This window comes from Luteimonas qiangzhengi (assembly GCF_039548515.1).
In the GTDB taxonomy this organism is placed as follows: domain Bacteria; phylum Pseudomonadota; class Gammaproteobacteria; order Xanthomonadales; family Xanthomonadaceae; genus Luteimonas.
Map to the genome: position 1 here is coordinate 39,064 of NZ_JBCLVE010000014.1, position 25,377 is coordinate 64,440.

A 25,377-nucleotide genomic window follows, 5' to 3' on the forward strand; every position below is an offset into this window, starting at 1 on the left:
TGACTCCTGAAGAGCAACTGGAACTGCGCCGGCTGCGCTGGCGCGCCCGGCGGGGCATGCGCGAGCTGGACGTGCTGTTCAATCGACATCTGGACCACGCCTGGGCGGCGGATTCCGAAGCCCAGCGCGAGGTTTTCCTACGCCTGTTGGCCTGCGAGGACGATAAGCTCTGGCGCTGGTTCATGGGCTACGAGGAAGTCCCCGATGCCGAGCTCAAGCAGTTCATCCAGCGGATCCTTGCATTGCCACATTGAGTGGCGGCCCTCGCGCTGGCTTTGCGTGGCCCTGATCCTGCTTGCGATGCTGGCTGCATTTGCAATCATCGCATCTGAAATGCCGCCCACGGCTGCCTGGCCGCTGGCGCTGCTGGCCTTGGCCTACGGGCTGTGGCTGGCTGCGCGGCACCATGCGCAGCCGGTGCGCCGTTTCGTGTTCGACGGACAGGATGGCCCCGTGCTGGTTGACGGCCTGCCCGTCGAGGAGGCCAGCGTGACCTGGCGCGGCGCGCTCGCTTTCGTGCGCTGGAATGACGCTACGGGGCGCACCTGGCGCATGGCCTGGTGGCCCGACACCCTGCCGGCGCCGCTGCGGCGTGAACTGAGGCTGGCCGCTCCGCTGAAGCGGGCTGCGCGAAAGGACGCTTCAGTGGCAACATAGCGGCTCTTGTGCCCGGCGCCGCCGTGGCATCCGACCTGCCTGCGAGAGCCGATGTTCAAGCCCGTCCCCGTCGCGATCGGCCTGCGCTACCTGCGCGCAAAGCGCCGCAATGGTTTTATCTCCTTCATTTCCCTGGCGTCGATCCTCGGGATCGCCATCGGCGTGGCGGTGCTGATTACCGCGCTGTCCGTGATGAGCGGGTTCCAGCGCGAGATCCGCGACCGCATGCTGGAAATGGCCGCGCACGCCACCATCAGCGCCTACGGCGAGCCGATGGAAAACTGGCAGGGCGCTGTATCCGAGGCAATGGTGGACACACGGGTGGCCGGTGCGGCGCCTTTTGTTGAAACCCAGGCACTCATCGCCGGGCCGCGCCGCGAACCCGCGATGGTGCAAGGCGTGGTGCCCGAGCACGAGCGCGAGGTCTCCAAAATCGCCGAGCGCATGGTGTCCGGTGACCTGGATGATCTTGCCCCGGGCAGCTTCAATATCGTTCTCGGCCGCGACCTGGCCCTGTGGCTGGGCGTGGGCGTGGGCGACAAGGTGGTGGTGACCACCGATTTCCAGACCACGCCGATGGGCGCCGTACCCCAGCTCAAACGCTTCACCGTCAGCGGGATCTTCCAGGTCGGCCATCAGCAGTTCGACCGCAGCCTGGCGGTGGCCAACATGGAGGACCTGCAGCGGGTGCTGCGCATAGGCGATGGGGTGACCGGGGTGCGCCTGCGCCTGCACGACATGGACCAGGCCTGGGAAGTGGCGCGCGATCTGGTGCTGCGCCTGCAGGGCCCGTACCAGGTCAGTGACTGGAGCAGCGAGAACGCCAACATGTTCCGCGCGCTGCGGCTTGAAAAAACCATGATCGCGATCCTGCTGTCGCTGATCATTGCCATGGGCGCGTTCAACCTGGTGTCTTCGCAGGTGATGCTGGTGACCGACAAGCAGGCCGACATCGCCATCCTGCGCACCCTCGGCCTGACCCCGCGCGGGGTGATGCAGACCTTCATGGTCCAGGGCAGCATGATCGGGATTTTCGGCACCGTGCTCGGGGTGGTTGGCGGCATCCTGCTCACCCTCAACCTGGAGCACATCCTGCGTGCGATCGAACGGACCTTCGACGTGGTGCTGATTCCGCCTGATGTCTACTACATCACCGGTTTGCCAACCGAGCTCAGTGCTCCCGACGTGGCGGTGATTGCAGTGGTGGCACTCGCCATGGCCCTGGTCGCCACCGTATACCCGGCCTGGCGCGCAGCGCGCACTGCACCGGCGGAGGCGCTGCGCTATGAGTGATTCCGTGATCCGGGCCGAAGCGCTGGGCAAGACCTATTCCGAAGGCGGCCTCAACACGGCGGTGTTCTCGGGGCTGGATTTTGAAGTGGCGCGCGGCGAGACCGTGGCCATCCTGGGCGCATCAGGGGCCGGAAAAAGCACGTTGCTGCACCTGCTGGGCGGGCTGGATACTCCCAGCACCGGAGAGGTGTTTGTCGACGGCCATCGCATGAGCGCGCTGTCGGATGCCGCCCGCGGCAAGCTGCGCAACCGGGCGCTGGGTTTCGTCTACCAGTTCCACCACCTGCTGCCTGAATTCACCGCGCTTGAAAACGTGATGCTCCCGGTGCTGCTTGCCGGCTCCGAGGTGAAAGAAGCCACGGCCAGGGCGCGCGCGCTGCTGGAGGCGGTCGGACTGGGACCGAGGCTTGGCCACAAGCCGGGCGAGCTGTCGGGAGGCGAACGCCAGCGGGCTGCGGTCGCGCGTGCGCTCGTCAACCGGCCAGCCTGCGTGCTCGGCGACGAGCCCACCGGCAACCTGGACGAGAAGACCGCGGCGATCGTGTTCGATCTGATGCTTGAGCTCAACCGCGAGCACCGCACCAGCCTGGTGATGGTGACCCATGACCGCAGTCTGGCGCGACGCCTTGACCGGGTGATGGAACTGCACGAAGGCAAGCTGCGGCCGCTGCCGCAAACCGGCAACTGACAGTTCTGCGCATCGCTCCCATACGCTTGCGTTTGGAAGTGTGCTAGCTTTTCCGCAAGGCACAGGTCACGCCCCCCACCGGGACCGAAGCCGACAACAGTTGCGGGCAATCTTGCCCGCTCCACCGTCTTGTCGACTTGATCAACCGGTTTTTGGGGGATGTCATCCATGCAATCGATTCAACCGCAACGCAATCTGCTGGCTGCGGCCGTTCTGGCCGGCCTGGTTGCCCTGTCCCACGCCCCCGTTGCGCAGGCGCAGGACACCCAGCCTGCGACCAGCGACCGCGAGGAACCCGCCACCCTGGCAACCATGGTGGTGACCGCGCAGAAGCGCGAAGAAGCATTGCAGGACGTGCCGATCGTGATCAACGTGCTGCCTGAGCAGCTGCTGGTTGATACCGGTGTGCGCGACATCAAGGATATGCAGGTGCTGGTGCCAGGCCTGACCGTCACCAGCACCCAGTCCGCAGCGCAGACCACTGCCCGCATCCGCGGCATCGGCACGGTGGGCGACAACCCGGGTCTTGAATCGTCCGTGGGCGTGGTGATCGACGGCGTGTACCGGGCCCGCAACAGCGTGGGTTTCGGTGACCTGGGCGAGCTTGAGCGCATCGAGGTGCTCAAGGGACCGCAGGGCACGGTGTTCGGCAAGAACACCTCGGCCGGCGTGATCAACGTGGTCACCCGCAAGCCCAGCTACACCCAGGAAGCCGAGGGCGAGGTGACCGTGGGCAACTACGGGCTGATGGGTGTGGGGGGCTCGTACAACGATGCCCTGGGTGAAAACGCCGCCTTCCGCATCTATGCAACCAAGCGCAAGCGCGACGGTGTCGACAATGTGTTCACCGCCAACGGTCCGCGTACCCAGACCGATGATGCGGACCAGAACTACCACGCGATGCGCATGCAGCTGCTGTTCGAGCCCACCGCGGACCTGAGCATCAACCTCGCCGGTGATTACGCCAGCCGTGAGGAAAGCTGCTGCGTCAGCCTGACCACCCATCGCGGCCCGACCGCGGACATCATTGATGCGCTCACTCCCGGAGGGGAGGGCATCATTCCGGTGCCGGACCTGGACCAGCGCCTGGCCTACGCCAACCGCACGTCCGAGCAGGACCTGAAGGACAAGGGCGTCTCGGCCGAGATCAACTGGACCACACCGTGGGCGAACAACGCCACGCTGACCTCAATCACCGCGGCGCGCACCTGGGATGCGATCACCAGCATCGACTTCGACTACAGCGCGGCCGACATCATGTTCCGGCCAGCGGACGAGGACTACTCGCTGGTCGCGTTCGACACCTTCAGCCAGGAACTGCGCATGACCGGCTCGACCGATCGCGTCGACTGGATGGTGGGCGTGTTTTATTCCGATGAAGACCTGGCCCGCAACGACTCCTATCACATGGGTGCTGCCTACGAGCCGTATCTGTCCACGCTGGTGGGCAGCCAGGTGCTGGCCGGTCTGTCACAGGCGGTGGCCGGGTTGCAGCAGGCGGTCGGTCCGCTGGGGCTGAGCGTCAACACCGCCAACCCGGCGACCTTCGTATCGGAGGTCACCGGTCTGCCGTTCGGCAGCAACTTCACCGGTGTCGGTGCGCACGACCGGTACGCGCAGAACGCCAAGAGCACGGCGATCTTCACCAACAACACCTTCCACGTCAGCGATGACCTGGATATCACCCTGGGCCTGCGCTACACCCACGAGAAGAAGACCCTCGATTCATCCTTCGCCAACCCCAACGGCAGCGCGGCCTGTGGCATCACCCTGTCCGATCCGGCCGCTGCAGTGGGCGGGGCGATGATCGGGCGCGTGGACGGCTTCGCCAACCTGCCGCCGGCGCTGCAGCAGCAGCTGATGGCGCAGATGCTGCCGCAGCTGCAGCCGGCGATCCAGCAGGTGGCCGGCTTCATGTGCCTGCCGTGGGCCAACGTGCTCCACAACGGTCGTGAGACCCGCCAGGAGCGGACCGAAAAGGAATGGTCGGGCACGCTGAAGGTGGCCTACGACTTCTCCGATGATGTGATGGGCTACGTCTCCGCAGCGCGTGGGTACAAGGGCGGCGGGTTCAACCTGGACCGGGTGCAGGTTGGCGTGGCTCCGCAGGACGACACCTACTTCCCGGGTGAGTTTGTGGACAGCTACGAGCTGGGCATGAAGACCACCTGGGCCGACGGCAACCTGCTGTTCAACGCGGCGCTGTTCCACCAGGAGTACGAAGACTTCCAGCTCAACAGCTTCCTCGGCACGGCCTTCGTGGTGCGCTCGATCCCCAAGGTGACTTCCACCGGTGTGGACATGGACGTGCTGTGGCAGCCGGGCGTGGAAGGGTTGATGGTGCAGGGTGGTCTGACCTATGCGAAGACCGAGTACGGCAACGACCTGATGCCCGATGCCGACCTGGCCCTGCTGCCGGGCAACCAGATGAGCTTTGCGCCCGAGTGGTCCGGCAACGCGTCGGTCACCTATGAGTGGGACATTGGCTCCAACCTGCTGGGCCGCTTCAACATCGGCGCCAAGTACATGTCCGACTACAACACCGGTTCGGACCTGGATCCGCAGAAGGAGCAGGACGCCTATACGCTGCTCAACGCCCGCCTGGGCTTCGGTCGCCAGGACCGGGGCTGGATGGTCGAGTTCTGGGGCCAGAACCTCACCGACGAGACCTACAAGCAGGTGGGCATCGATGCGCCGATCCAGGCGCAGTCGTGGAACACCTACCTTGGCGCACCGCGCACCTACGGCATGACCGTGCGCTTCCGCTACTGATCGGAGCATATTGATCAGGACGTACTGAGCCAAAAAGCCCGCGCATCCCCGGATGCGCGGGCTTTTCCGTGTGGCGCGCGGGAATGCGACAATCACCGCACACCCCCACTGAGCAGCACAGCGATGGACCAGGCCCCGGACGACCTTGTTTTGCATGAGCTGGCCAGCAAGCTGGGCGAACGGCTGCGCACAGAACACCACATGCTGGTCACCGCGGAGAGCTGCACCGGCGGCTGGATCGCGAAAACCATGACCGACATTCCCGGCTCATCGGAGTGGTTTGACTGCGGGCTGGTGGCCTACAGCTACGAGGCCAAGCAGGCGATGCTGGGCGTGCAGCCGGGAACGCTGGAAGAGCACGGTGCGGTCAGCCGCGAGACGGCGGTGGAAATGGTGTCCGGCGCGCTGGTGAATTCCGGCGCAACCGTCGCCGTGGCGGTGACCGGTATTGCCGGGCCGGGCGGCGGCACTGAAGACAAGCCGGTGGGAACCGTATGGATCGCCTGGAAGCGTCGGGCCGGGTACACCCACGCCGAACTGTTCCACTTCCCCGGCGATCGCGACGCGGTCCGGCGCCAGACCGTACTGGTGGCACTCCAGGGCCTGGACAAGCTGCTGTGAGTGCCCGCGCACCCGCGCCGACACGCGCAGGAGCAGGCTGATGTGGGAAACGCTGGGCACCGTCCGTGACCTGGGCCGGCTGCAGGAGATTGCATCGGCCCTGATCCGCTACGGCTTCGGCGAATTCGTGCAGCGGATCGGCCTGTCCGGTGCGCTCGAGCGGGCAGGGCGCCTGCTGCATTGGGGCCATGCTGACGAACGGCCACGGATGGAGCCCGCCGAGCGTTTGCGTCACGCGCTGCAGGAACTCGGCCCCACCTTCGTCAAGCTCGGCCAGGTGCTGGCCACGCGGGTGGACCTGCTGCCGCCGGAGTGGATCAACGAGCTCAGCAAGCTGCAGAACGCCGTCCCCGCACTGTCGTGGCAGGAGATCCGTCCGCAGCTGGTGGAAGACCTCGGAGACGAGCCGGACCAGGTGTTCGCGCGCATCGAGCAGGTGGCGTTTGCGGCCGGGTCGCTGGCCCAGGCCCACCGGGCGTGGCTGGGTGATGGACGCGCGGTGGTGTTGAAGGTGCGCCGCCCGGGCATCCGCGAACAGGTCGAGGCCGACCTGCGATTGCTTGCGCGTCTGGCGGAGATCATCGAAGCCCGCGCCCCGGACCTGCGCCGTTACCGCCCGACCGATATCGTTCACCAGTTCGGCACTTCGCTGCGGACCGAACTGGACTTCGCCGCCGAGTGCCGCAATGCCGAAAGGATTGCCGGGAATTTCACCGGCGACGATCGCATCGCCATTCCCGCCATCCACTGGCAGTGGACCTGCGAACGGCTGAACGTGCAGGAGTTCATGTCCGGAATCCCGGGCACGGATCTGGCCGCAGTGGATGCGCTGGGGCTGGACCGTCATGAACTGGCGCGCCGCGGTGCCGGGATCGTGCTGAAGATGGTGCTCGAGGACGGCCTGTTCCACGCCGATCCGCACCCGGGCAATATTTTCTACCTGGATGACGGCCGTATCGGCGTGATCGATTTCGGCATGGTCGGACGGGTGGGTGAGCGCCGCCGGCAGCAGGTGGCGCAGCTGCTGTACGGGATGGTGTCGCAGGATTCCGAATCCGTGGCTGACATCATGCTCGAGTGGGGCGACGGCGATGGCGATGTCGAAGAAGGCCGCCTGCAGACCGATGTGGACGCCTTCGTCGATCAGTACCGCGGGGTGCCGCTGAAAGAGCTGCGGATGGGGGCGATGCTGCTGGACGTGGCCGCCATGCTCAGGCGCAACAAGCTGTCGCTGCCGCCGGACCTGGCGCTGATGATCAAGGCTTTCCTCACGCTGGAAGGCCTGGGCCGGCAGCTGGATCCGGACTTCGACATGGCCGCCGAGGCCCAGCCCTATCTGGAGCGCGCGCTGCTGCAGCGCTATTCGCCGGCTGCGCTGGCCCGTCGCGGACGTCGTACGGTCTCCGGGGCGATGGATCTTGTGGGCTCCCTGCCGCGCGACCTGCGTCGACTGCTGCAGGCGGCGCGGCGTGGGCGCCTGCGGGCGCAGATCGAGATCACCTCACTCAAGGCCTTCGGCGACCAGGTCAACAGCGCCGCCAATCGGCTTACGGTGGGCGTGATCACCGCGGCGCTGATCGTGGGCTCTTCGATTGTGATGAACAGCGTTGCCAGCGGCGCGTCCAATCGGGCGCTGATGGCCATGGGCGTGCTCGGGTTTCTGGGGGCCGCGCTAAGCGGCGTCTGGATCGTGTTTTCCATCTGGCGCAGCGGGCGGCACCGCTGAGCGGCCCGGCGGATTTTCGTTGACGATCCCTGTGGTTAGTAGTATTACTACCCGCATGCAGATCACCGAAACCCAGCGGAATGTTCTTGCCCTGATCGCCGAGCGCATCGAGGCCGAAGGCATGCCGCCCTCGCAGACCGAAATTGCCCGCGCCTTCGGCTTCAGCGGCGTGCGCGCGGCGCAGTACCATCTGGAGGCTCTGGAGGCCGCCGGGGCGATCGAGCGCATTCCGGGCCGCGCCCGCGGCATCCGCTTGCTGGTCACGCCGGAGCAGCCGCAGGGCAGCTTTGATCTGGGAAGCGCCCCGCCGCCCGCCGACGACAACGCGCTACGCCTGCCGGTGCTGGGTGAGGTGGCTGCAGGCCGGCCCATCAGCCCTGGCGCGCCGGATTCGTTCACCGCCCTGGAAGCGGACGATTACCTGATCCTGGACCGCGTGCTGTTTTCGCCTTCGCCGGACTACCTGCTCAAGGTCAAGGGCGATTCGATGCGCGATGAAGGCATCTTCGATGGCGACCTCATTGGCGTGCACCGTACCGGTGATGCCCACTCCGGCCAGATCGTGGTAGCGCGGATCGACGAGGAAATCACCGTCAAACTGCTCAAGCTCGGCAGCAACCGGGTGCGGCTGTTGCCGCGCAATCCGGATCACGCGCCGATCGAGGTGCTGCCGGACCAGGACTTCGCAATAGAGGGCCTGTACTGCGGGCTGGTCAGGCCGAACCGGTGAACCGGCCCGGTGCCGGCTCTGTTTCTCCGGTACGTGGCGGGGCCTTTCCCTACCCGGTGCAGCGGCGTTCCCGGCTCGTAGCAGGCCGGCACATTGCCCAACATCAATTCGTGGTCGCAGCCTGTGCGACCCGCCCCAGATAGATTGACCATCAACCGGATCAACATCATTGCAGAGGAACACCAAAATGGACGAGAACAAGAAACGCGCGCTGTCAGCCGCCCTGGGCCAGATCGAAAAGCAGTTCGGCAAGGGCTCGGTCATGCGCATGGGCGACGGCATCCAGCAGACGTTCGAAGCGATTCCAACCGGTTCCCTGCAGCTTGATATGGCATTGGGGATTGGCGGCTTGCCCAAGGGCCGGGTGGTGGAGATCTACGGACCGGAGTCGTCCGGCAAGACCACGTTGACCCTGCAGACCATCGCCGAATGCCAGAAGCAGGGCGGCACTGCCGCCTTCATCGACGCCGAGCATGCGCTTGATCCCGGCTATGCAGCCAAGCTGGGTGTCAACGTTGACGACCTGCTGCTCTCGCAGCCCGACACCGGCGAACAGGCGCTGGAGATCGCCGACATGCTGGTGCGTTCGAACGCCGTGGACATCGTGGTGATCGACTCGGTCGCCGCGCTCACGCCCAAGGCCGAGATCGAAGGCGAGATGGGCGACCAGCTCCCCGGGTTGCAGGCGCGGCTGATGAGCCAGGCGCTGCGCAAGCTCACCGGCAACATCAAGCGCAGCAACTGCATGGTGTTCTTCATCAACCAGCTGCGTCACAAGATCGGCATGATGATGCCGGGCCAGAGCCCCGAGGTGACTTCCGGTGGCAATGCGCTCAAGTTCTACGCCTCGGTGCGACTGGATATCCGCCGCATTGGTGCGATCAAGAAGGGCGATGAGGTCATCGGCAACCAGACCCGTATCCGGGTGGTCAAGAACAAGATGGCTCCTCCGTTCAAGCAGGTCATTACCGAGATCCTGTACGGTCAGGGCATCAGCCGCGAAGGCGAGCTGATCGACTTGGGCGTGAACGAAAAGCTGGTTGAAAGGTCGGGTGCCTGGTACAGCTACGGTGAAGAGCGCATTGGCCAGGGCAAGGAAAATGCCCGTCAGTACCTGAAGGACAATCCCGAACTCGCCGCCCGCCTGGAAGCACAGATCCGCGAGCGGCTGATGCCCCAGCCGGTCGTCGAGGCGAAGGAAGACGAAGCGGCGCCGAAGAAAGAGGCCAAAGGGGCCAAAGAGACCAAAGAGGCCAAGGCCTGAGTTTTGTCCGGTCAGCCCTGTCCATTGATGACCCTGGTCGGCCGGCGCAATGCCGGCCGGTTGACAGGAGGGGGTAATGAGCGAGGCTGACGAGCGCGGCAAGCGGCGCCGTCGCAGGCCCGAACCCACCCCGGCCCAGCGGGCCCTCAGCCTGCTGGTGCGCCGCGAACATTCGCGCCGCGAGCTTGAACGTAAACTCCAGGCCCGCGGCGTGGGCGTGGAGGAGGCTGCCGAGGCGATTGAACGCATGCGCAGCGAAGGCTGGCAGGATGACACCCGCTTCGCGGTGAGCCTGGCCCGCAGCCGTGCCGGTACCGGCTATGGTCCGCTGCGGATCCGCCAGGAGCTTGAAATGCACCAGCTGGATGCGGGCGCGGCCGATGCGGCATTCGAGATGCTGGCCGAGGACGGCGAAGACGACTGGCAGGGCAAAGCCAGGAACCTGATCGAGCGACGCTATGGCTCGTTGGAAGATGCCGATCGGGCGCGTCGGCTCAAGGCGGCCGAATTCCTGCTGCGGCGCGGATTCGATGTGGAAACCGCCCGCCGGTGCACGGGTTTCAGTCCTGACGACTGAGTCGGGCGGAATGGGGTCCGGGGATGGGGGCCAGCCGCACGCGCTCCTGTTAACCTAGTCGTTTCGGGTCGTCAGCTCCGCGTCCTGGCCGCATCTGGTATCGGTCGGGCGCCGCACGGGCGCCCCATTCACATCTGCCGACTCCATGATGAAAACCACCTCCGATATCCGCCAGGAATTCCTCGATTTCTTCCGCGAACGCGGTCATACCATCGTGCCTTCCGCGCCGCTGGTTCCTGGCAACGATCCCACGCTGCTGTTCACCAACTCGGGCATGGTCCAGTTCAAGGACGTGTTCCTGGGCGCAGAGAAGCCTGGCTACGTGCGCGCTGCCGATGTGCAGCGCTGCCTGCGTGCCGGCGGCAAGCATAACGACCTGGATGCGGTCGGCTACACCGCCCGTCACCACACGTTCTTCGAAATGCTGGGCAACTGGTCGTTCGGTGATTACTTCAAGCGCGATGCGATTGTCTGGGCGTGGGAACTGCTGACCACGGTGTGGAAGCTGCCGCCAGAGCGCCTGCTGGCCACCGTCTATCACACCGATGAGGAGGCCTACGCCATCTGGCGTGACGAGATCGGCCTGCCGCCCGAGCGGATCATCCGCATCGGCGACAACCTGGGTGGTCCCTGGGCGTCGGACAATTTCTGGCAGATGGCCGATACCGGGCCCTGCGGTCCGAGCAGCGAGATCTTCTTCGATCACGGCCCGCACATCCCCGGCGGTCCGCCCGGGTCGCCTGACGAAGATGGCGACCGCTTCATCGAGATCTGGAACCTGGTGTTCATGCAGTTCGACCGCCAGCCCGACGGCAGCCTGCAGCCGCTGCCGGCGCCTTGCGTGGACACCGGCATGGGCCTTGAGCGCATCGCCGCGGTGCTGCAGGGCGCGCACAGCAACTACGAAATCGACCTGTTCCAGACCCTCATCGGGCGGACTGCCGAATTGACCGGCACTGCGGACCTGGACAACAAGTCGCTGCGGGTCATTGCCGACCACATCCGCGCCAGCGCGTTTCTGATCGTTGATGGCGTGCTGCCGTCCAACGAAGGGCGCGGCTACGTGCTGCGCCGGATCATCCGCCGGGCGCTGCGTCATGGCTGGATGCTCGGCGTGCGCGAGCCGTTTTTCCATCGGCTGGCGGCGACCCTCGATGAGCTGATGGGCGTGGCCTATCCCGAGCTGCGGGCGCAGCTTGCCACGGTCGAGAGGGCGCTCAAGGCGGAAGAAGAACGCTTCGCCGAAACTCTGGACGCCGGCATGCGCATCTTCGATGAAGTCGCCGAGCGCAGCGGTGGCCGTATCCCGGGCGCGGATGCCTTCCGTCTCTACGACACCTACGGTTTTCCGCTGGATCTCACCCAGGACATCGCCCGCGAGCGTGGTCTGGAAGTGGACCTGGCGGGTTTCGAAGCAGCCATGGCCAAGCAGCGCGAGACCGCGCGTGCGGCGGGCCGGTTCGGCGGCGGCACGGTGTTGCCGGCCGAACTGGTGGCGCAGCTGCAGCCCACGGAATTCCTCGGCTATGACCAGGTCCAGGCCGATGGCCTGCAGGTGCTGGCATTGCTGCACGACGGCCGCCCGGTGGATGCGATCAAGGCCGGTGACGAGGCCATCGTGATTCTGGCCCGCACCCCGTTCTACGCCGAGTCGGGCGGGCAGGTGGGTGATACCGGTGAGCTGCTGGACGGGACAGCCAGCTTCCAGGTGGACGACACGCGCAAGCTGGCTGGTCAGTTCCACGGTCACTTCGGTCGCCTGCAAAGCGGCACCCTGCACGTTGGGCAGGCGCTGTCGGGCGGCATTGACGCGACGCGCCGGGCGAGCATCGTGCTCAATCACAGCGCCACCCACCTGCTGCACGGCGCGCTGCGCGGCCTGCTGGGCACGCACGTGGCCCAGAAGGGCTCGCTGGTGGCGCCTGACCGGCTGCGCTTCGACTTCTCACACTTCAATCCGGTCACGGCTGAGGAGCTGGCGGAAGTCGAGCGCCAGGTGAACGAGGAGATCCGTGCCAACCATGCTGTCGTCATCGCCGAGATGGGCATGCAGGAGGCCATGGATGCCGGCGCCATTGCCCTGTTCGGTGAAAAGTACGGCGAACGCGTGCGGGTTGTGCAGATGGGCGGGTCAGTCGAACTGTGCGGCGGCACGCACGTGGGGCGCACCGGTGACATCGGTTTGTTCAAGCTGGTGTCGGAGGGCGGCGTATCCGCCGGGGTGCGCCGCGTGGAGGCGCTGACCGGGCAGGCGGCGCTCGACCAGGTGACGGCTGGCGAACAGCAGCTCCAGCAGGCTGCCGGCCTGCTGGGAGGCACCGTGGGCGAAGTGGGTGACAAGCTGCGGAGCCTGCTGGATCGGCAGAAGAAGCTTGAGCGCGAACTGGCCGCACACAAGGCGAAGGCAGCAACCGGCGTGACTGCGGAACTTGCCGCCGGTGCGACCGACATCGATGGGGTCAAGGTACTGGCCGCGCGTCTTGAGGGACTGGATGCCAAGGCGCTGCGCGATTCAGTCGATCAGCTCAAGGACCGGCTCAAGGACGCGGTGGTGATCCTGGCCGGCGTCAGTGACGGCAAGGCCTCGCTGATCGCCGGAGTAGGCGGGAAGGCCAGCGGCCGTATCAAGGCCGGCGACCTGTTGAAACACGTGGCTGGACAGATCGGCGGCAAGGGTGGCGGGCGGCCTGATCTGGCCCAGGGCGGCGGGCCGGACGGGGCAGAGCTGGTCAATGCCCTCTCGCAAGTGAACGAGTGGGTAAAAGAGCGTCTCCAGTAGGCCGAGCGTTACTTTTTGCCTATCTTCCGACGGGGCGCGACCGGTATCATTGCCCTTTGTCGTTCACTGATACTGCAGACTGCGTCACGGCAGGATTGCCTGGCGCGGTTGCTGGTGGGTCCTGCCATCAGTCCTTGGAGAGTTCTATGTTGATTTTGACGCGGCGCGTGGGAGAAACACTGATGATCGGTGACACCGTCACGGTCACCGTTCTGGGCGTCAAGGGGAACCAGGTCCGGATCGGGATCACCGCGCCGAAGGACGTTGCCGTCCATCGCGAGGAGATCTACCAGCGGATCCAGCGGGACGAAGCAGGTGGCGAAGCCCCATCGGACCCCGAATCCTGAAAAAGGTTTGCCGTGCAGCGGCTGACCCGGTAATATCCTGCGCCTGCTCACTGAGATTGCAGTGCGCAGGGATCGTTTCGGAGAGTTGCCCGAGTGGCTGAAGGGGCTCCCCTGCTAAGGGAGTATAGGGTTTATAGCTCTATCGAGGGTTCGAATCCCTCACTCTCCGCCAGTTTCAAAGCTTCACGGAAAAGGTTTTACTGAAACGGCGTTGACGAAAGCGCCAAGACGTTTCATAATTCCGCTTCTGCACAAAGCGCCCGTAGCTCAGCTGGATAGAGCACCAGGCTACGAACTTGGGGGTCGGAGGTTCGAATCCTTCCGGGCGCGCCATACAACGAAAGGGCCAACGGATTATCTCCGTTGGCCCTTTTTCTTTTGGGCGCGAGAGCAATCAGCTGCACCATGAGCACTGAATCCAGCGCAGCTTCACGCAGCGGACAGTATTCTGCAGCCATGAACCAGATGACCCTTACCCTGGGTGACGGCGAGCTCGAAGCGCTGAAGCGGGCCCGGGACATTCTTGAGAATCCCGGCCTCGCCGCGCAGCTGGCCAACGTGGTTGGCGCGCCAATGGAGTATGTGTTGGCCCGGCGCCTTCCGGCATCGGTGACCCGCCTGATCAACACCGCGACGCGGAGGTCGCTGGAGCAGTCGCTGCGCGTGGCCACCGCGACCCTGCGCCGTGGTGAGCTGCATGCGCCGGCGCGCACGCGCACCCACGCCTGGATGGCGGCTGCCACCGGCGCGGCGGGTGGGGCGTTCGGTCTGGCGGGGCTGGCGGTCGAGCTGCCGGTGACCACGACGATGATCCTGCGATCGATTGCCGACATCGCCCGCAGCCACGGGGAAGACCTGGATGATCCTGCGGCCACTCTGGCGTGCTTCGAGGTGCTGACCATGGGCGGGCGCAGTGCGTCCGACGACGGCACGGAGTCCGGCTACTTTGCTGCCCGCGCGGTGCTGGCGCAGCAGGTGGCGGCTGCGGCCGAATACATCGCGGTGCATGGGGTGGTGAACAACACCGGTCCCGCAATCGTGCAGCTGCTGGCGTCGGTAGGGTCGCGATTCTCGGTGAACGTGAGCCAGAAGGTGGCGGCGCAGGCGGTGCCCATTATTGGCGCGGTCAGCGGGGCCACCCTCAATACGCTCTTCATGCGCCATTTCCAGAAAATGGCCGAAGGGCACTTCATCGTCCGGGCGCTGGAGCGCAGTCACGGTGCGATCGCCGTGCGTGAGGCCTACGACGCGTTGGTCTGAGGCGCATTGCGCTGCGGTGTCCGGGGTGGCAGGCCGATTACGTAATCGGATGTCATGGACGGTGGCGACGCAAGCGTGGGCCTGGGTGAAGCGTTCCGCTCGGGGCTGCTGCGGACGGGCTTGAGGATCGGATCTCCGCATGGGGTCCAGGTCATGCTGTTTCTCACGCGCGAATGGCTGGCCTGGCTGGCCGCTGCTGCGGCGCTGCTGGACCCGGCCGACATGGCCCGTGTGCAGCGGCGGCGCAACCCGCATGAGCGCGACGAGCTGACGCTCTGCTATGCAATCCACCGGCTGGTGATCGCGACATGCCTGGATATTGAACCGGTCACGGCGCCGCTCGTGCGCGATGCGTTGGGCTGCCCGCGCGTGCCCGGCACCGGCATCAGCACCAGTCTCAGTCATTCGGGGGGCGGGTTTGCCGTGGCGGTGTCCACGGCCGGCCCGGTCGGGGTGGATATTGAGCCTGCCGGCCGCGCCGGCGTGATGCCCGAGATTGCCGACCGGGTGGCGCACCCGGAGGAAATGGCTGCCTTCAGTCGGCTGTCGCCTGCCATGAGCTCCCGGGCACTGCTTGAACTGTGGGTCCGCAAGGAAGCGCTGCTGAAGGCGGCAGGGACAGGCATGGCGCGGGAAATGCACACGTTTCGCGCGCCTGCCAACAAGGTTCTGCCGCTGCGACGGTCCGGTCCGGATCTGATCCGGCTGCAGGCGCTGGAGCTGGGACAGGACTGGGTGGCGGCGGTAGCCGCATCGCCGGAAGCAGCCGTGGAATGTGCCGCGGTAAGCCCGGGCTGGCCGCTGCGCCAGGCTTAGCCCGTTGAGTCTCAGTGGGGACCCAATTGTATGGGGCACTTGCGGAGACGGCTTATGGCCACGACTGCGGAAAGTCGCAAGGTGCGGGCGTTCCGGGCACTTTGGCTGACTGAAATGCTGGCCCTCGTTGCCGCGGTGGCGGTGGCGACGAAGCTGCCGGCGCTCTTTACCGCGACAGCCTCGGCAGCCGCGGCTGCCGACCTGCCGGAGATCGCCCGGCTCACCGGGCAGACGGCCTACTTCGGCCACGAAGCCATCCGGATCCTGCCGGTACTGCTGTTCGTGACCGGAGCGATGGCGGCGTTCGGGCTGTACCAGGTGCACGCGCGACATGCCCGTGGTGATTTCGTGTTCCGCCTGCTGCTTTCATTCGCAGCCGCGACCATCGGCCTGCTCGTGTTGCACCAGCTGGTGACAGCCACCTGGATCGAACCCGGCATCCTCGCGATGGCGCTGTTGCTGGGCCTTCTGGCAGTCGTTGGGCTGCGCATCATCACACGGCGGTATTTCCACAGCCCCGGCTTCAAGCGCAGGGTGCTGGTGTACGGCGCGGGCAGGAACGCCGACCTCATCAACAGCAGGCTGCGCCGCCACAGCGACCGGCAGTCGTTCGTCGTGGTCGGCTTTGTTCCGGTCCCCGGTCAGGCGATCGCGGTCGCACCGGAATTGATGATCGAGGCGCCGGACGGGATTCTGCAGCTGGCCAGCACGCTGCATGTGGATGAAGTGGTGGTGGCGCCGGACGAACGCCGCGGCGGGCTGCCGATGCCGCAGCTGCTGGGTTGCGCACAGAGCGGGGTTGCGGTGCTGGACCTGTCGACGCTTTTCGAACGGGAAGCGGGCGTGGTCAACGTCAACGTGGCCGATCCTTCCTGGCTGGTGTTCTCCGGGGGGTTCGATCATTCCCTGGCGCGCCGCCTGAGCAAGCGGATCTTCGATGTGACAGCCGCGCTGACCCTGCTGCTGGTGGCCTGGCCGGTGATGCTGCTGGTGGCGCTCGCCATCCGGCTGGAATCCGGCAGCCCGGTGCTGTACCGGCAAACGCGCGTCGGCGAGAACGGCCACTGCTTTGAGCTGGTGAAGTTCCGCAGCATGCGCCCGGACGCCGAAGGAGATGGTGTCGCACGCTGGGCGTCGAAGGACGACGACCGCAGCACCCGCCTGGGCCGCTTCATCCGCACCACGCGGCTGGACGAGCTGCCGCAGCTGTTCAACGTGCTGGGCGGGGACATGAGCTTCGTCGGGCCACGGCCGGAGCGTCCGCAGTTCGTGGACATGCTCAGCCGGGAGATCCGCTACTACGGCGTGCGTCACTGCGTGAAGCCGGGGCTGACTGGCTGGGCACAGCTGCGCTATCCGTACGGCGCGTCGGTGCGCGACGCCGAGGAGAAGCTCACTTTCGACCTCTATTACGTCAAGAACCAGCGGCTGGTGTTCGATCTGATGATCCTGCTGCAGACGGTGGAAGTGGTGCTGTTCCGGAAGGGGGCGCGGTGAGGCTGGCCGCTGTGGCCGGGCGTTGCCGTATCAGCTTGGACAGGAGGGTGGACGTGGATAGTGCCGGGAACGTACTTGGACTTTTCAATGCGGTGGTCAACGCGGACCCGGCCGCGCCCGCTGTTTCCTGGCGGTCGATCGATACCAGCTACCGGGAGCTGGACGAGCGTTCCAATCAGGTGGCCAACGCGCTGACCAAGGGCGGCGCGTCCAAGGGCACGATCGTTGCCATCCTGCTGGACAATCCGCTTGAGCAGATCATTGCCACGCTGGGATGCCTGAAGGCCGGATGCGTCTTCGCCTCCCTCGATGCCAGCTGGTCGGAGCACCGCCTGCTCGACATGCTCGGCACCATGCGGGCGGAGTGGATGATCCTGGAAGCCGCGACCGTCCCGGTTGCCACCGGACTGATGCAGGCTCATGGCGTGGGCACCGTTGTTGCCATGGACGCGGTCGGGTTGCCGGCCGGTCAGTTCGCCGGGCAGCCGGTGGCGGTTCTGCAGGCCTCGGCCTGTGCCCGGCAGGCCGAGTGCGTGCCCACGCTGCCCGACGATCCCTGCTACGTGTATTTCACCTCCGGTTCCACCGGTCGGCCCAAGGGGATCGTGGGGCGGATCGGTGGATTGGCCCACTTCATCCAGTGGGAGATCGGCGAGTTCAAGCTGGGCCCCGGATCGCGCATCAGCCAGCTGACCGGGCCTGCGTTCGATGTGTATCTGCGTGATGTCTTCGCTGCGCTCTGCAGCGGCGGCACCGTATGCATCCCCCCGGCTACGCGCCTGTCCACACCGGCGGAGCTGGCGGACTGGATCGAGAAGGAACGGGTCAGCCTGATCCACTGCGTCCCTTCGGTGTTCCGCATCCTGCTGGCCGCTGATCTTTCGGCGCACAGCCTGCCGGCCCTCAAGCTGGTGCTGCTGGCCGGCGAAAGCTTGGCGCCCGCCGATGCCAACAGCTGGATCGCCCTGTTTGGCGAACGCATCCGTCTGGTCAATCTGTACGGCCCCACGGAAACCACCCTCGCCAAGTTTTTCCACCGGCTGCCGGCGACGCCAGTCGAGGGGAGCTTTGTTCCAGTCGGCAAGCCGATTCCCGGTGCAGAAGCGCTGCTGCTGGATGGGAACCTGGAGCACTGCGCGCCGGGCGAAATCGGTGAAATGTTCATCCGCACGCCGTACCGGAGCCTCGGCTACTGCAATGAGCCCGGGTTGACCGCTGCGGCGTTCATCCGCAATCCGTACGGCACCGGTCCCGAGGACCTGCTGTATCGCACCGGCGACCTGGCGCAGTGCCTGCCGGATGGAAATTACCGGTTCGTTGGCAGGAAGGACTTCCAGGTCAAGATCCGCGGCAACCGCGTGGAGCCCGGCGAGATAGAAGCGCACATGCGTGATTGCCCCGGCGTTCGCGAAGCAGTGGTGGTGGCGCGCGAGGACCGGCCGGGCGATGTGCGCCTGGTGGGCTACTACCTGCCCGGTGCCGCGGCGCCGGGCGAAGAGGTCACGCCGGTCAGCCTGCGCTCGCTGCTGGCCAGTCGCCTGCCGGCATACATGGTGCCGGACCTGTGCATTGCGATGGAGCGGATGCCGCTCTCGGCCAACGGAAAGCTGGATCGCGTGGCACTGCCGGCGCCGGGCAGCGCACGTCCTGATCTGGCGGTGGCCTACGCACCCCCGGTTGGATCACGCGAGCAGCAGGTATGCGAGGCGTTCGCGGCCCTTCTCGGCATCGAGCGCGCCGGGCGGCACGACAACTTTTTCGACCTGGGTGGCAATTCGATGCTGGCCGTGCAGCTGCTTGGTCGACTGCAGCAGCATGCGGAACAGCCATTGCCGGCCACGCTGATCTACGCCCACCCGACGCCGGCCTCGTTTGCCGCTGCGCTGGTGCAGGGCGCTGAGGCGGACGTTGGCCAGCGCCGCTTCGCCGGTGCGCGTCGCGATGCGCCCCAAGCCACCCCGCAGACGGGACCGGCCCACGAGCCGGTGGCCATCATTGCGATGGCCGGGCGCTTCCCAGGCGCGGCCGATGTGGAAGCGTTCTGGGACAACCTGTGTGCCGGGCGCGATTCGATCACCACCTTTGCGCAGGACGAGCTTGATCCGTCCATTCCGCTGGCCGATCGCATGCATCCGTCCTACGTGACCGCGCGCGGAATCATCGAGGGAGTGGAGCAGTTCGATGCCGCCTTCTTCGGCATCAGTCCGCGCGAAGCCGAGCTGATGGATCCGCAGCACAGGATCTTCCTGGAGCTGTGCTGGGAATGCATGGAGCGCGGCGGTGAAATCCCCGATGCGTCCACCGTGCCGGTGGGCGTGTTCGCGGGGACCTATCACTCCACCTATCTGCGCCGACACGTCGAGGCCCATCCCGAGCTGGTGGACGAGGTGGGCACCTATCAGGTCACGCTGGCCAACGAGAAGGACTACATCGCCACCCGCGTTGCCCACAAATTGAACCTCACCGGGCCTGCGATCAGCATGTACACCGCCTGCTCGACTTCGCTGGTGACGATCTGCCAGGCGGTGGACAGCCTGCGTGCGGGCGCGTGCGACATGGCCCTGGCCGGGGGCAGTTCGGTGGTGTGCCCGCCGCGCAGCGGACACATCTACCAGGAGGGGGCGATGCTGTCCCCGGATGGTCATACGCGCCCTTTCGACGCCGGGGCCAAGGGCACGGTGTTCAGCGATGGTGCTGCGGTGGTGCTGCTCAAGCGTCTGTCCGATGCGATCAGGGACGGCAACCCGGTTTACGCGGTGGTTCGCGGCGGGGCGGTCAACAACGATGGCGGAGGCAAGGCCAGCTTCACCGCGCCGAGCAGCGACGGCCAGGCCGCGGTGATCGCGATGGCGCAAGCACGCGCGGGCGTGTCACCGCGTGACATCAGCTACCTGGAGGCACACGGCACCGCCACCCCGATGGGCGATCCGATCGAGATCGAAGGGCTGGTGAAAGCGTTCCGTCGCGGCACGGCCGATAATGGGACGGCCGATAGCGGCTTCTGCAGGATCGGTTCGGTCAAAAGCAACTTCGGGCATCTGGTGATCGCCGCCGGTGCGGCGGGCGTGATCAAGACTGCGCTGTCGCTGAGCGAGCGCCGGCTCCCGCCCAGCCTGCACTTTGAGCGTCCCAATCCCGCCATCGATTTCCCCACGACGCCGTTCGTGGTCAATGCCGCCATGAGCGAATGGAGTGATGCGAACGGACCGCTGCGGGCCGGCGTGAGCTCGTTCGGGGTGGGTGGCACCAATGCGCACGTGGTGCTGGAACAGGCGCCTGCGCTGCCGGCCTCCGATCCGGATGATGGCCCCCAGCTGCTTGCACTGTCGGCGCGCTCACCTGCTGCGCTGGGGACGGCGGCCACGCAGCTGGCCGACTTCCTGGACGGTGCGCAGGACATCAACCTGGCCGACGTGGCGTGGACACTGGCGTCCGGGCGCAAGGCGTTCGCGCACCGCGCAGTGGTGGTGGCCTCGGAGGTGTCGGAAGCTGCTGCCGCGCTACGCAGCCCGGAATTGGCCACCACCGTCAGGCGGAGCAAGCCGGCCAGGGACCGTGAGGTGGTGTTCATGTTTCCTGGCCAGGGATCCCAATACGCCGGCATGGGGCGTGCCCTCTACCAGGCCGAGCCCGGGTTCGCTTCTGCTTTCGACCAGTGCGTCGAAGGTTTGAGCACCGGCCCCGGCCTGGACCTGCGCGCGCTGATGTTCGGTGATGATCCGGCGGCACTGCTGCCGACCGGCGTGATGCAGCCGGCCATCTTTTCAATGGAATACGCGCTGGCGCGGCTGTGGATGGAGCGCGGGCTGGTGCCGGTGGCCATGATCGGCCACAGCCTGGGCGAACTGGTTGCGGCCACTTTGGCCGGTGTGTTTTCCCTGTCCGACGCGCTGCGCCTGGTGGCGATGCGCGGGGCGCTGATGCAGGCCCAGCCAGCGGGCGGAATGCTGACGGTGCGGATGGGCAGCGACGAGCTGCTGGCGCGCCTGACCCCCGGGCTTTCGTTGGCCGCGGAAAACGCGCCGGGGTCCAGCGTGGCCTCCGGTCCGGCCGATGAGATCGAGCGGCTGAAGGCGCAGTTGGAGGTGGAAGGCGTGGCCTGTCGCATGCTGCAGACATCCCATGCGTTCCATTCGAAGATGATGGAGCCGGTGGTCCCGCCGCTGCTGGCCGAGATCGAGGCGATCCAGCGCTCGGCTCCGACGCTGCCGCTGGTGTCCACGGCCACCGGGGAGTGGCTGGATGCCGATACGGCCACTTCGCCGGAATACTGGGCGCGCCACCTGCTGCAGCCCGTGCGCTTCGCCACGGCGCTGGCCCGGGTGCTGGAAACCCCGGGCCGCGTGCTGCTGGAGGTGGGCACGCGCACCACGCTCACCTCCCTGTCGCGCCAGCATCCGGCTCTGCAGCAGCAGGGCGCCACGGTGGTGGCATCGCTGGCCGATGCCCCGGCCGATGAGATCGCCGCGTTCCGCTTGGCGGCCGGGCAGCTTTGGGCGCAGGGCGTGGATGTGGATCCCGGCATGTTTGATCGCCGCAAGATCCGTCATCGCCTGCGCCTGCCGACCTATCCGTTCGAGCGCAAGCGCTTCTGGGTGGACGCCGCACCCGCGACGGCCGCGGATCAGCGCCAGCCACGGGCAGCGCCGGAGATTGCCAGGGGCGTGGATGCGCCCGACGAAGTGCTCATGGGCCAGGAGGAAGGTGCTGTCGGGCAGGTGGGATACGCTGATCGACAGACGCGATTGCTGGCCCAGCTCAGAAGCCTGTTCGGTGGGTATCTGGGCATGGACATTGATGCCGAAGACAACGCCACCAGCTTCGTCGAACTTGGTCTGGACAGCCTGATGTTGACCCAGGTGGCCAGGAAACTGCAGGGCACTTTTGATGTGCCGGTGACGTTCCGGCAGCTGATGGGCGAGCAGGGATCGCTTGACCGTCTTGCGGCATGGCTTGACCGCGAACTTCCGGCTGCCGAGGCGGAGTCCCAGACGCCCGTACCGGCCGAAGCTGGGCGCGATGACGAGCAGGATGACGGGCGCGATGACGCGCCTGCCGGTACCCAGGCGCCGACAACGGCGTCACAGCAGGAAATCTGGTTGGCCGGCGAGATGGGAGCGGAAGGCGGGCTCGCCTTCAATCTGTCGATGTCGCTGCGCATGCGCGGCCGGCTGGACCTGCAGGCGCTGCGGGCTGCATTGAAAGATCTGGTTGCACGGCACGACGCGCTGCGCTCGCACCTGTCCCAGGACGGACAAACGTTGCACGTGCTCGACGATGCCGGGATCGACCTGGAAGTCATCGACCTCACGGCGCTGGACGGCGAGGCGCGCGAATCGCGACTCCAGGAGCGCAAGCGTCTGGCGGCCGAGCAGGCCTATGCGCTTGATGCCGGACCGCTGTTCCGCGCCGAGCTGCTGCAGCTCGCCGATGGTGAGAACCTGCTGTTGCTGGCTGCGCACCATGTGATCTGCGACGGCTGGTCGTGGGGGCTACTGGTGCGCGAGCTGGGCGTGCTGTACCGGCGCCAGCTGGGCGAGACCGGTGATCCGCTGCCCGAGCCGGCGAGCTTCCTGGACTACGCCCGTAACGAAACTGCCCGGGCCGAGGAGGGTCTGGACAGCGCAGACGAAGCGTATTGGCTCGAGATCTTCCAGACGCCACCACCGCCGCTCGACCTGCCCGCTGACCGGGCACGGCCCGCGCAGCGCACGTTTGCTTCCGCACGCGTGGATCACACCATCGACGAGGCGCTGCTGGACGCCGTGCGCAGCATGGGCGCCAGCCGTGGGGCGAGCCTGTTCGCGACGCTGCTGGCGGGGCTGTCCGGGCTGCTGTCGAGGCTGTCGAGGCTGTCGGGGCAGTCGGATATCGTCATCGCGATCCCGGCCGCGGGCCAACCGGCGGAGGGACACGAAAGTCTGGTTGGACACTGCGTGAACACGCTGCCGCTGCGGTTCGACGTGGATCCGTCAAAGCCATTCCCCGATCTGGTGGAGGACTCCCAGGCACGCCTGATCGATGCCATGGAGCATCGCCACTGCACGTTCGGCACGCTGCTCAGCAAGCTCCGTATCGCCCGTGATCCGTCGCGGGTGCCGCTGGTCAACGTGATGTTCAACCTCGAACAGGCCTATGCGAGGGAGCAGGATTCTTTCCCCGGCCTGGCGGTTGAAGCAGGCCACAACCCGCGCAGTTTCGAGGCGCTGGAGCTGTTTGTGAACGCCGCCCGGGTGGGTGACGGCCTGCGTCTGGAATGCCAGTACAACCGCGACCTGTACGACGAGGGCACGGTGCGCCGCTGGCTGCGCGCCTACGAAACCCTGCTGCGCGCGGCGGTGGAACGGCAAACGTGCGAGTTCGGTGATCTTGCGCTGGTGGATGCGGTGGAGCAGGCGGAACAGGCCGCGCTGCAGCCGGTGCCTGTGCCGTTCGACCGCGACCGGCTGATGCACGAGCATTTTGAGCTGCAGTGCGACCGGTCACCCGAGCGCATCGCGGTGAGCTTCGGCGCCTCCCGCTTCAGCTATGCGGAGCTGGAAGACCGCTCGAACCGCATCGCCCACCTGCTGCGAAGCCACGGCGTGCGCCGCGGCGCGCTGGTGGGACTGGCGGTGGATCGCGGCTTCGACATGGTGGCCTCGGTCCTGGGCGTGCTGAAGGCGGGTGCGGGCTGGGTGCCGCTGGACCCGCAGTTTCCGCACGATCGGCTGGCCTATATGGCCGGGGATGCGAACCTGGCAGCGCTGCTGACCACGGGTGCGCATGCGGCCGTCTTTGACCTGCGCGGCCGGCCCGTTCTGCCATTGGACACGCTGGATGCCGAACTGGCGGCCGCGCCGTCCACGCGCATTGGTCGCGACGATGGCGCCGCTGAGGCCGAGGGCGTCGCCTACGTGATCTACACGTCCGGATCCACCGGATTGCCCAAAGGCGTGCGGGTTCCGCATCGGGGGGTATCCAATTTCCTCACCGGCATGCGTCATGAGCCCGGAATGGTTGCCGATGACCGGCTGCTTGCGGTGACCACGCTGTCCTTCGACATCGCGGTGCTGGAGCTGCTGCTGCCGCTGAGCGTGGGCGCGATGATCGTGCTGGCCGATCGCGACACCGCCGCGGATGGTGCCGCGCTGGCGTCGCTGCTGGCCAGCAGCCGGGCGACGGTCATGCAGGGCACGCCGTCCACCTGGTGGATGCTGCTTGAATCCGGGTGGACAGGTGCGCCGGGCTTCACCGCGCTGTGCGGGGGTGAACCGATGCCGCCGGACCTCGTCGCGCAGCTGCTGCCACGCTGCGGTGCACTGTGGAACCTGTACGGACCCACCGAAACCACGGTGTGGTCAACGATCGCGCGGATCACTCCCGGCTCCGAGCAAGGCGACACGCCGGATACCATGCCCGACATCAGCATCGGCCACCCGATCGCGAACACCCGGGTCTGGATCCTTGATCCGCGTGGCGGGCTGTGTCCCTCGGGCGTGGCGGGTGAGATCGCCATCGGCGGCGAGGGAGTGACGCTGGGCTACCTGGACCGCCCCGAGCTGACCGCTGGGCGCTTCGTTGCCGACCGTTTCAGCACGGATCTGCACAAGGGCCCGGGCCTGCTTTACCTCACCGGAGACCTGGGCCGGTGGCGCGCTGACGGGCAGCTGGAACACCACGGCCGGCTCGATTTCCAGATCAAGATCCGTGGCCACCGGATCGAGCCGGGCGAGATCGAGACCCTGCTTGCAGCCCGCGACGAGGTTGCACGTGCGCTGGTGATGGTGCGCGAGGACCGGCCGGGTGACCAGCGGCTGGTGGCCTATGTCGTCGCTGCCACCGGTGCCGGAATTGAACACGATGCGCTGCGCGGCTATCTGCGCGGCCAGCTTCCTGCCTACATGGTGCCGCAGCACTTCGTCGTGCTCGCCGCCCTGCCGCTGCTCCCGAATGGAAAGGTTGACCGCCACGCGCTGCCGGTACCGTCCGCACAGTCCAGCCAGGTGCCGCATGAAGCGGCCCGGGTGACCGACCCGCGCGTGCTCTACCTGTCTGAAGTCTGGTCGCGCCTGCTGGGTATGCCCGCCGGTCCGGAGGACAACTTCTTCGACCTGGGCGGCCATTCCATGCTGGCGGTGCAGATGGCCAACCGCGTCGAACGTGAAACAGGAGTGCGGATCAAGCTGATCCGGCTGGGTGCGGAAACCCTGGCGCAGGTTGCCGAGGGGCTGCCGATGGCGGCGGACGCAGCCGGGCAGACAAGCGGTTTCCGGGCGCGGATAGGCAATGGCATGCGGCGCCTCTTCAGGCGCACGGCGGATTCGTCGCCGTGATCGCGGTGGGACGAATGGATACGTGATGGACAGCG

At 66.4% G+C, this 25,377-nt stretch carries 16 protein-coding genes and 2 tRNA genes; all 18 read left to right on the forward strand.

From position 1 onward, the window contains the following. Positions 1 to 56 precede the first annotated feature (56 nt). A complete protein-coding gene (locus WCE59_RS11780) occupies positions 57 to 254 on the forward strand; it encodes an FAD assembly factor SdhE (protein WP_449284162.1) in 198 nt (65 codons plus the stop codon). A gap of 25 nt (positions 255 to 279) precedes the next feature. Further along, the gene (locus WCE59_RS11785; RefSeq protein ID WP_343258967.1) at positions 280 to 657 is read left to right on the forward strand and encodes a hypothetical protein; all 378 of its coding nucleotides are present in this window, start codon (positions 280 to 282) and stop codon (positions 655 to 657) included. A 51-nt stretch (positions 658 to 708) separates the two neighbouring features. Next, entirely contained in the window at positions 709 to 1,950 is a 1,242-nt protein-coding gene (locus WCE59_RS11790; protein ID WP_343258968.1) for a lipoprotein-releasing ABC transporter permease subunit, read from the forward strand. Then, positions 1,943 to 2,638 carry a lipoprotein-releasing ABC transporter ATP-binding protein LolD gene (lolD, locus tag WCE59_RS11795; protein WP_343258969.1) on the forward strand — a complete coding sequence of 232 codons (696 nt, stop codon included), beginning with the start codon at positions 1,943 to 1,945 and terminating at the stop codon, positions 2,636 to 2,638. The genes WCE59_RS11790 and lolD overlap by 8 nt, the downstream gene beginning before the upstream one ends. A 168-nt stretch (positions 2,639 to 2,806) precedes the next feature. Continuing rightward, positions 2,807 to 5,410, forward strand: a complete 2,604-nt coding sequence (locus tag WCE59_RS11800; protein WP_343258970.1) for a TonB-dependent receptor — start codon at positions 2,807 to 2,809, stop codon at positions 5,408 to 5,410. 123 nt (positions 5,411 to 5,533) lie between these two features. Further along, positions 5,534 to 6,031 carry a CinA family protein gene (locus WCE59_RS11805; protein ID WP_343258971.1) on the forward strand — a complete coding sequence of 166 codons (498 nt, stop codon included), beginning with the start codon at positions 5,534 to 5,536 and terminating at the stop codon, positions 6,029 to 6,031. A 40-nt stretch (positions 6,032 to 6,071) separates the two neighbouring features. Then, complete coding sequence (locus WCE59_RS11810; RefSeq protein WP_343258972.1) at positions 6,072 to 7,757, forward strand: ABC1 kinase family protein; 1,686 nt, start codon at positions 6,072 to 6,074, stop codon at positions 7,755 to 7,757. Positions 7,758 to 7,812: 55 nt separating this feature from the next. Next, on the forward strand, positions 7,813 to 8,487 hold the full coding sequence (gene lexA / locus WCE59_RS11815) for a transcriptional repressor LexA (protein WP_343258973.1): 675 nt from the start codon (positions 7,813 to 7,815) through the stop codon (positions 8,485 to 8,487). A 187-nt stretch (positions 8,488 to 8,674) separates the two neighbouring features. Beyond that, entirely contained in the window at positions 8,675 to 9,751 is a 1,077-nt protein-coding gene (gene recA / locus WCE59_RS11820) for a recombinase RecA (RefSeq protein ID WP_343258974.1), read from the forward strand. Between the two features lie 76 nt (positions 9,752 to 9,827). Beyond that, positions 9,828 to 10,328 (forward strand): regulatory protein RecX, encoded by a 501-nt coding sequence (locus WCE59_RS11825; protein WP_343258975.1) that lies wholly within the window; start codon positions 9,828 to 9,830, stop codon positions 10,326 to 10,328. A gap of 145 nt (positions 10,329 to 10,473) precedes the next feature. After that, the gene (gene alaS / locus WCE59_RS11830) at positions 10,474 to 13,107 is read left to right on the forward strand and encodes an alanine--tRNA ligase (RefSeq protein WP_449284160.1); all 2,634 of its coding nucleotides are present in this window, start codon (positions 10,474 to 10,476) and stop codon (positions 13,105 to 13,107) included. Between the two features lie 146 nt (positions 13,108 to 13,253). Beyond that, positions 13,254 to 13,454: a carbon storage regulator CsrA gene (gene csrA / locus WCE59_RS11835; RefSeq protein ID WP_343258977.1), complete on the forward strand. Its 201-nt coding sequence runs from the start codon at positions 13,254 to 13,256 to the stop codon at positions 13,452 to 13,454. Positions 13,455 to 13,533: 79 nt separating this feature from the next. Beyond that, positions 13,534 to 13,626 (forward strand) — tRNA-Ser (locus WCE59_RS11840). Between the two features lie 84 nt (positions 13,627 to 13,710). Next, positions 13,711 to 13,787, forward strand: a tRNA-Arg gene (locus WCE59_RS11845). A gap of 123 nt (positions 13,788 to 13,910) precedes the next feature. Further along, positions 13,911 to 14,714, forward strand: coding sequence for an EcsC family protein (locus WCE59_RS11850; protein ID WP_449284161.1), 804 nt, complete (start codon positions 13,911 to 13,913; stop codon positions 14,712 to 14,714). A gap of 153 nt (positions 14,715 to 14,867) precedes the next feature. Further along, positions 14,868 to 15,530 (forward strand): 4'-phosphopantetheinyl transferase family protein, encoded by a 663-nt coding sequence (locus WCE59_RS11855; protein WP_343258978.1) that lies wholly within the window; start codon positions 14,868 to 14,870, stop codon positions 15,528 to 15,530. Positions 15,531 to 15,584: 54 nt separating this feature from the next. Next, positions 15,585 to 17,027 carry a TIGR03013 family XrtA/PEP-CTERM system glycosyltransferase gene (locus WCE59_RS11860; RefSeq protein ID WP_343258979.1) on the forward strand — a complete coding sequence of 481 codons (1,443 nt, stop codon included), beginning with the start codon at positions 15,585 to 15,587 and terminating at the stop codon, positions 17,025 to 17,027. Between the two features lie 53 nt (positions 17,028 to 17,080). Continuing rightward, positions 17,081 to 25,342 (forward strand): non-ribosomal peptide synthetase/type I polyketide synthase, encoded by an 8,262-nt coding sequence (locus WCE59_RS11865; RefSeq protein ID WP_343258980.1) that lies wholly within the window; start codon positions 17,081 to 17,083, stop codon positions 25,340 to 25,342. Positions 25,343 to 25,377 lie beyond the last annotated feature (35 nt).

What these genes read in the sequence shown, in the direction of transcription:
- recA (WP_343258974.1), top strand. Translation starts at nt 8,675, where the DNA reads ATGGACGAGAACAAGAAACGCGCGCTGTCAGCCGCCCTGGGCCAGATC.
- alaS (WP_449284160.1), top strand. Translation starts at nt 10,474, where the DNA reads ATGATGAAAACCACCTCCGATATCCGCCAGGAATTCCTCGATTTCTTC.
- lolD (WP_343258969.1), top strand. Translation starts at nt 1,943, where the DNA reads ATGAGTGATTCCGTGATCCGGGCCGAAGCGCTGGGCAAGACCTATTCC.
- WCE59_RS11825 (WP_343258975.1), top strand. Translation starts at nt 9,828, where the DNA reads ATGAGCGAGGCTGACGAGCGCGGCAAGCGGCGCCGTCGCAGGCCCGAA.
- WCE59_RS11810 (WP_343258972.1), top strand. Translation starts at nt 6,072, where the DNA reads ATGTGGGAAACGCTGGGCACCGTCCGTGACCTGGGCCGGCTGCAGGAG.
- WCE59_RS11855 (WP_343258978.1), top strand. Translation starts at nt 14,868, where the DNA reads ATGCTGTTTCTCACGCGCGAATGGCTGGCCTGGCTGGCCGCTGCTGCG.
- WCE59_RS11790 (WP_343258968.1), top strand. Translation starts at nt 709, where the DNA reads ATGTTCAAGCCCGTCCCCGTCGCGATCGGCCTGCGCTACCTGCGCGCA.
- WCE59_RS11850 (WP_449284161.1), top strand. Translation starts at nt 13,911, where the DNA reads ATGAACCAGATGACCCTTACCCTGGGTGACGGCGAGCTCGAAGCGCTG.
- lexA (WP_343258973.1), top strand. Translation starts at nt 7,813, where the DNA reads ATGCAGATCACCGAAACCCAGCGGAATGTTCTTGCCCTGATCGCCGAG.
- csrA (WP_343258977.1), top strand. Translation starts at nt 13,254, where the DNA reads ATGTTGATTTTGACGCGGCGCGTGGGAGAAACACTGATGATCGGTGAC.
- WCE59_RS11800 (WP_343258970.1), top strand. Translation starts at nt 2,807, where the DNA reads ATGCAATCGATTCAACCGCAACGCAATCTGCTGGCTGCGGCCGTTCTG.
- WCE59_RS11780 (WP_449284162.1), top strand. Translation starts at nt 57, where the DNA reads ATGCGCGAGCTGGACGTGCTGTTCAATCGACATCTGGACCACGCCTGG.
- WCE59_RS11860 (WP_343258979.1), top strand. Translation starts at nt 15,585, where the DNA reads ATGGCCACGACTGCGGAAAGTCGCAAGGTGCGGGCGTTCCGGGCACTT.
- WCE59_RS11805 (WP_343258971.1), top strand. Translation starts at nt 5,534, where the DNA reads ATGGACCAGGCCCCGGACGACCTTGTTTTGCATGAGCTGGCCAGCAAG.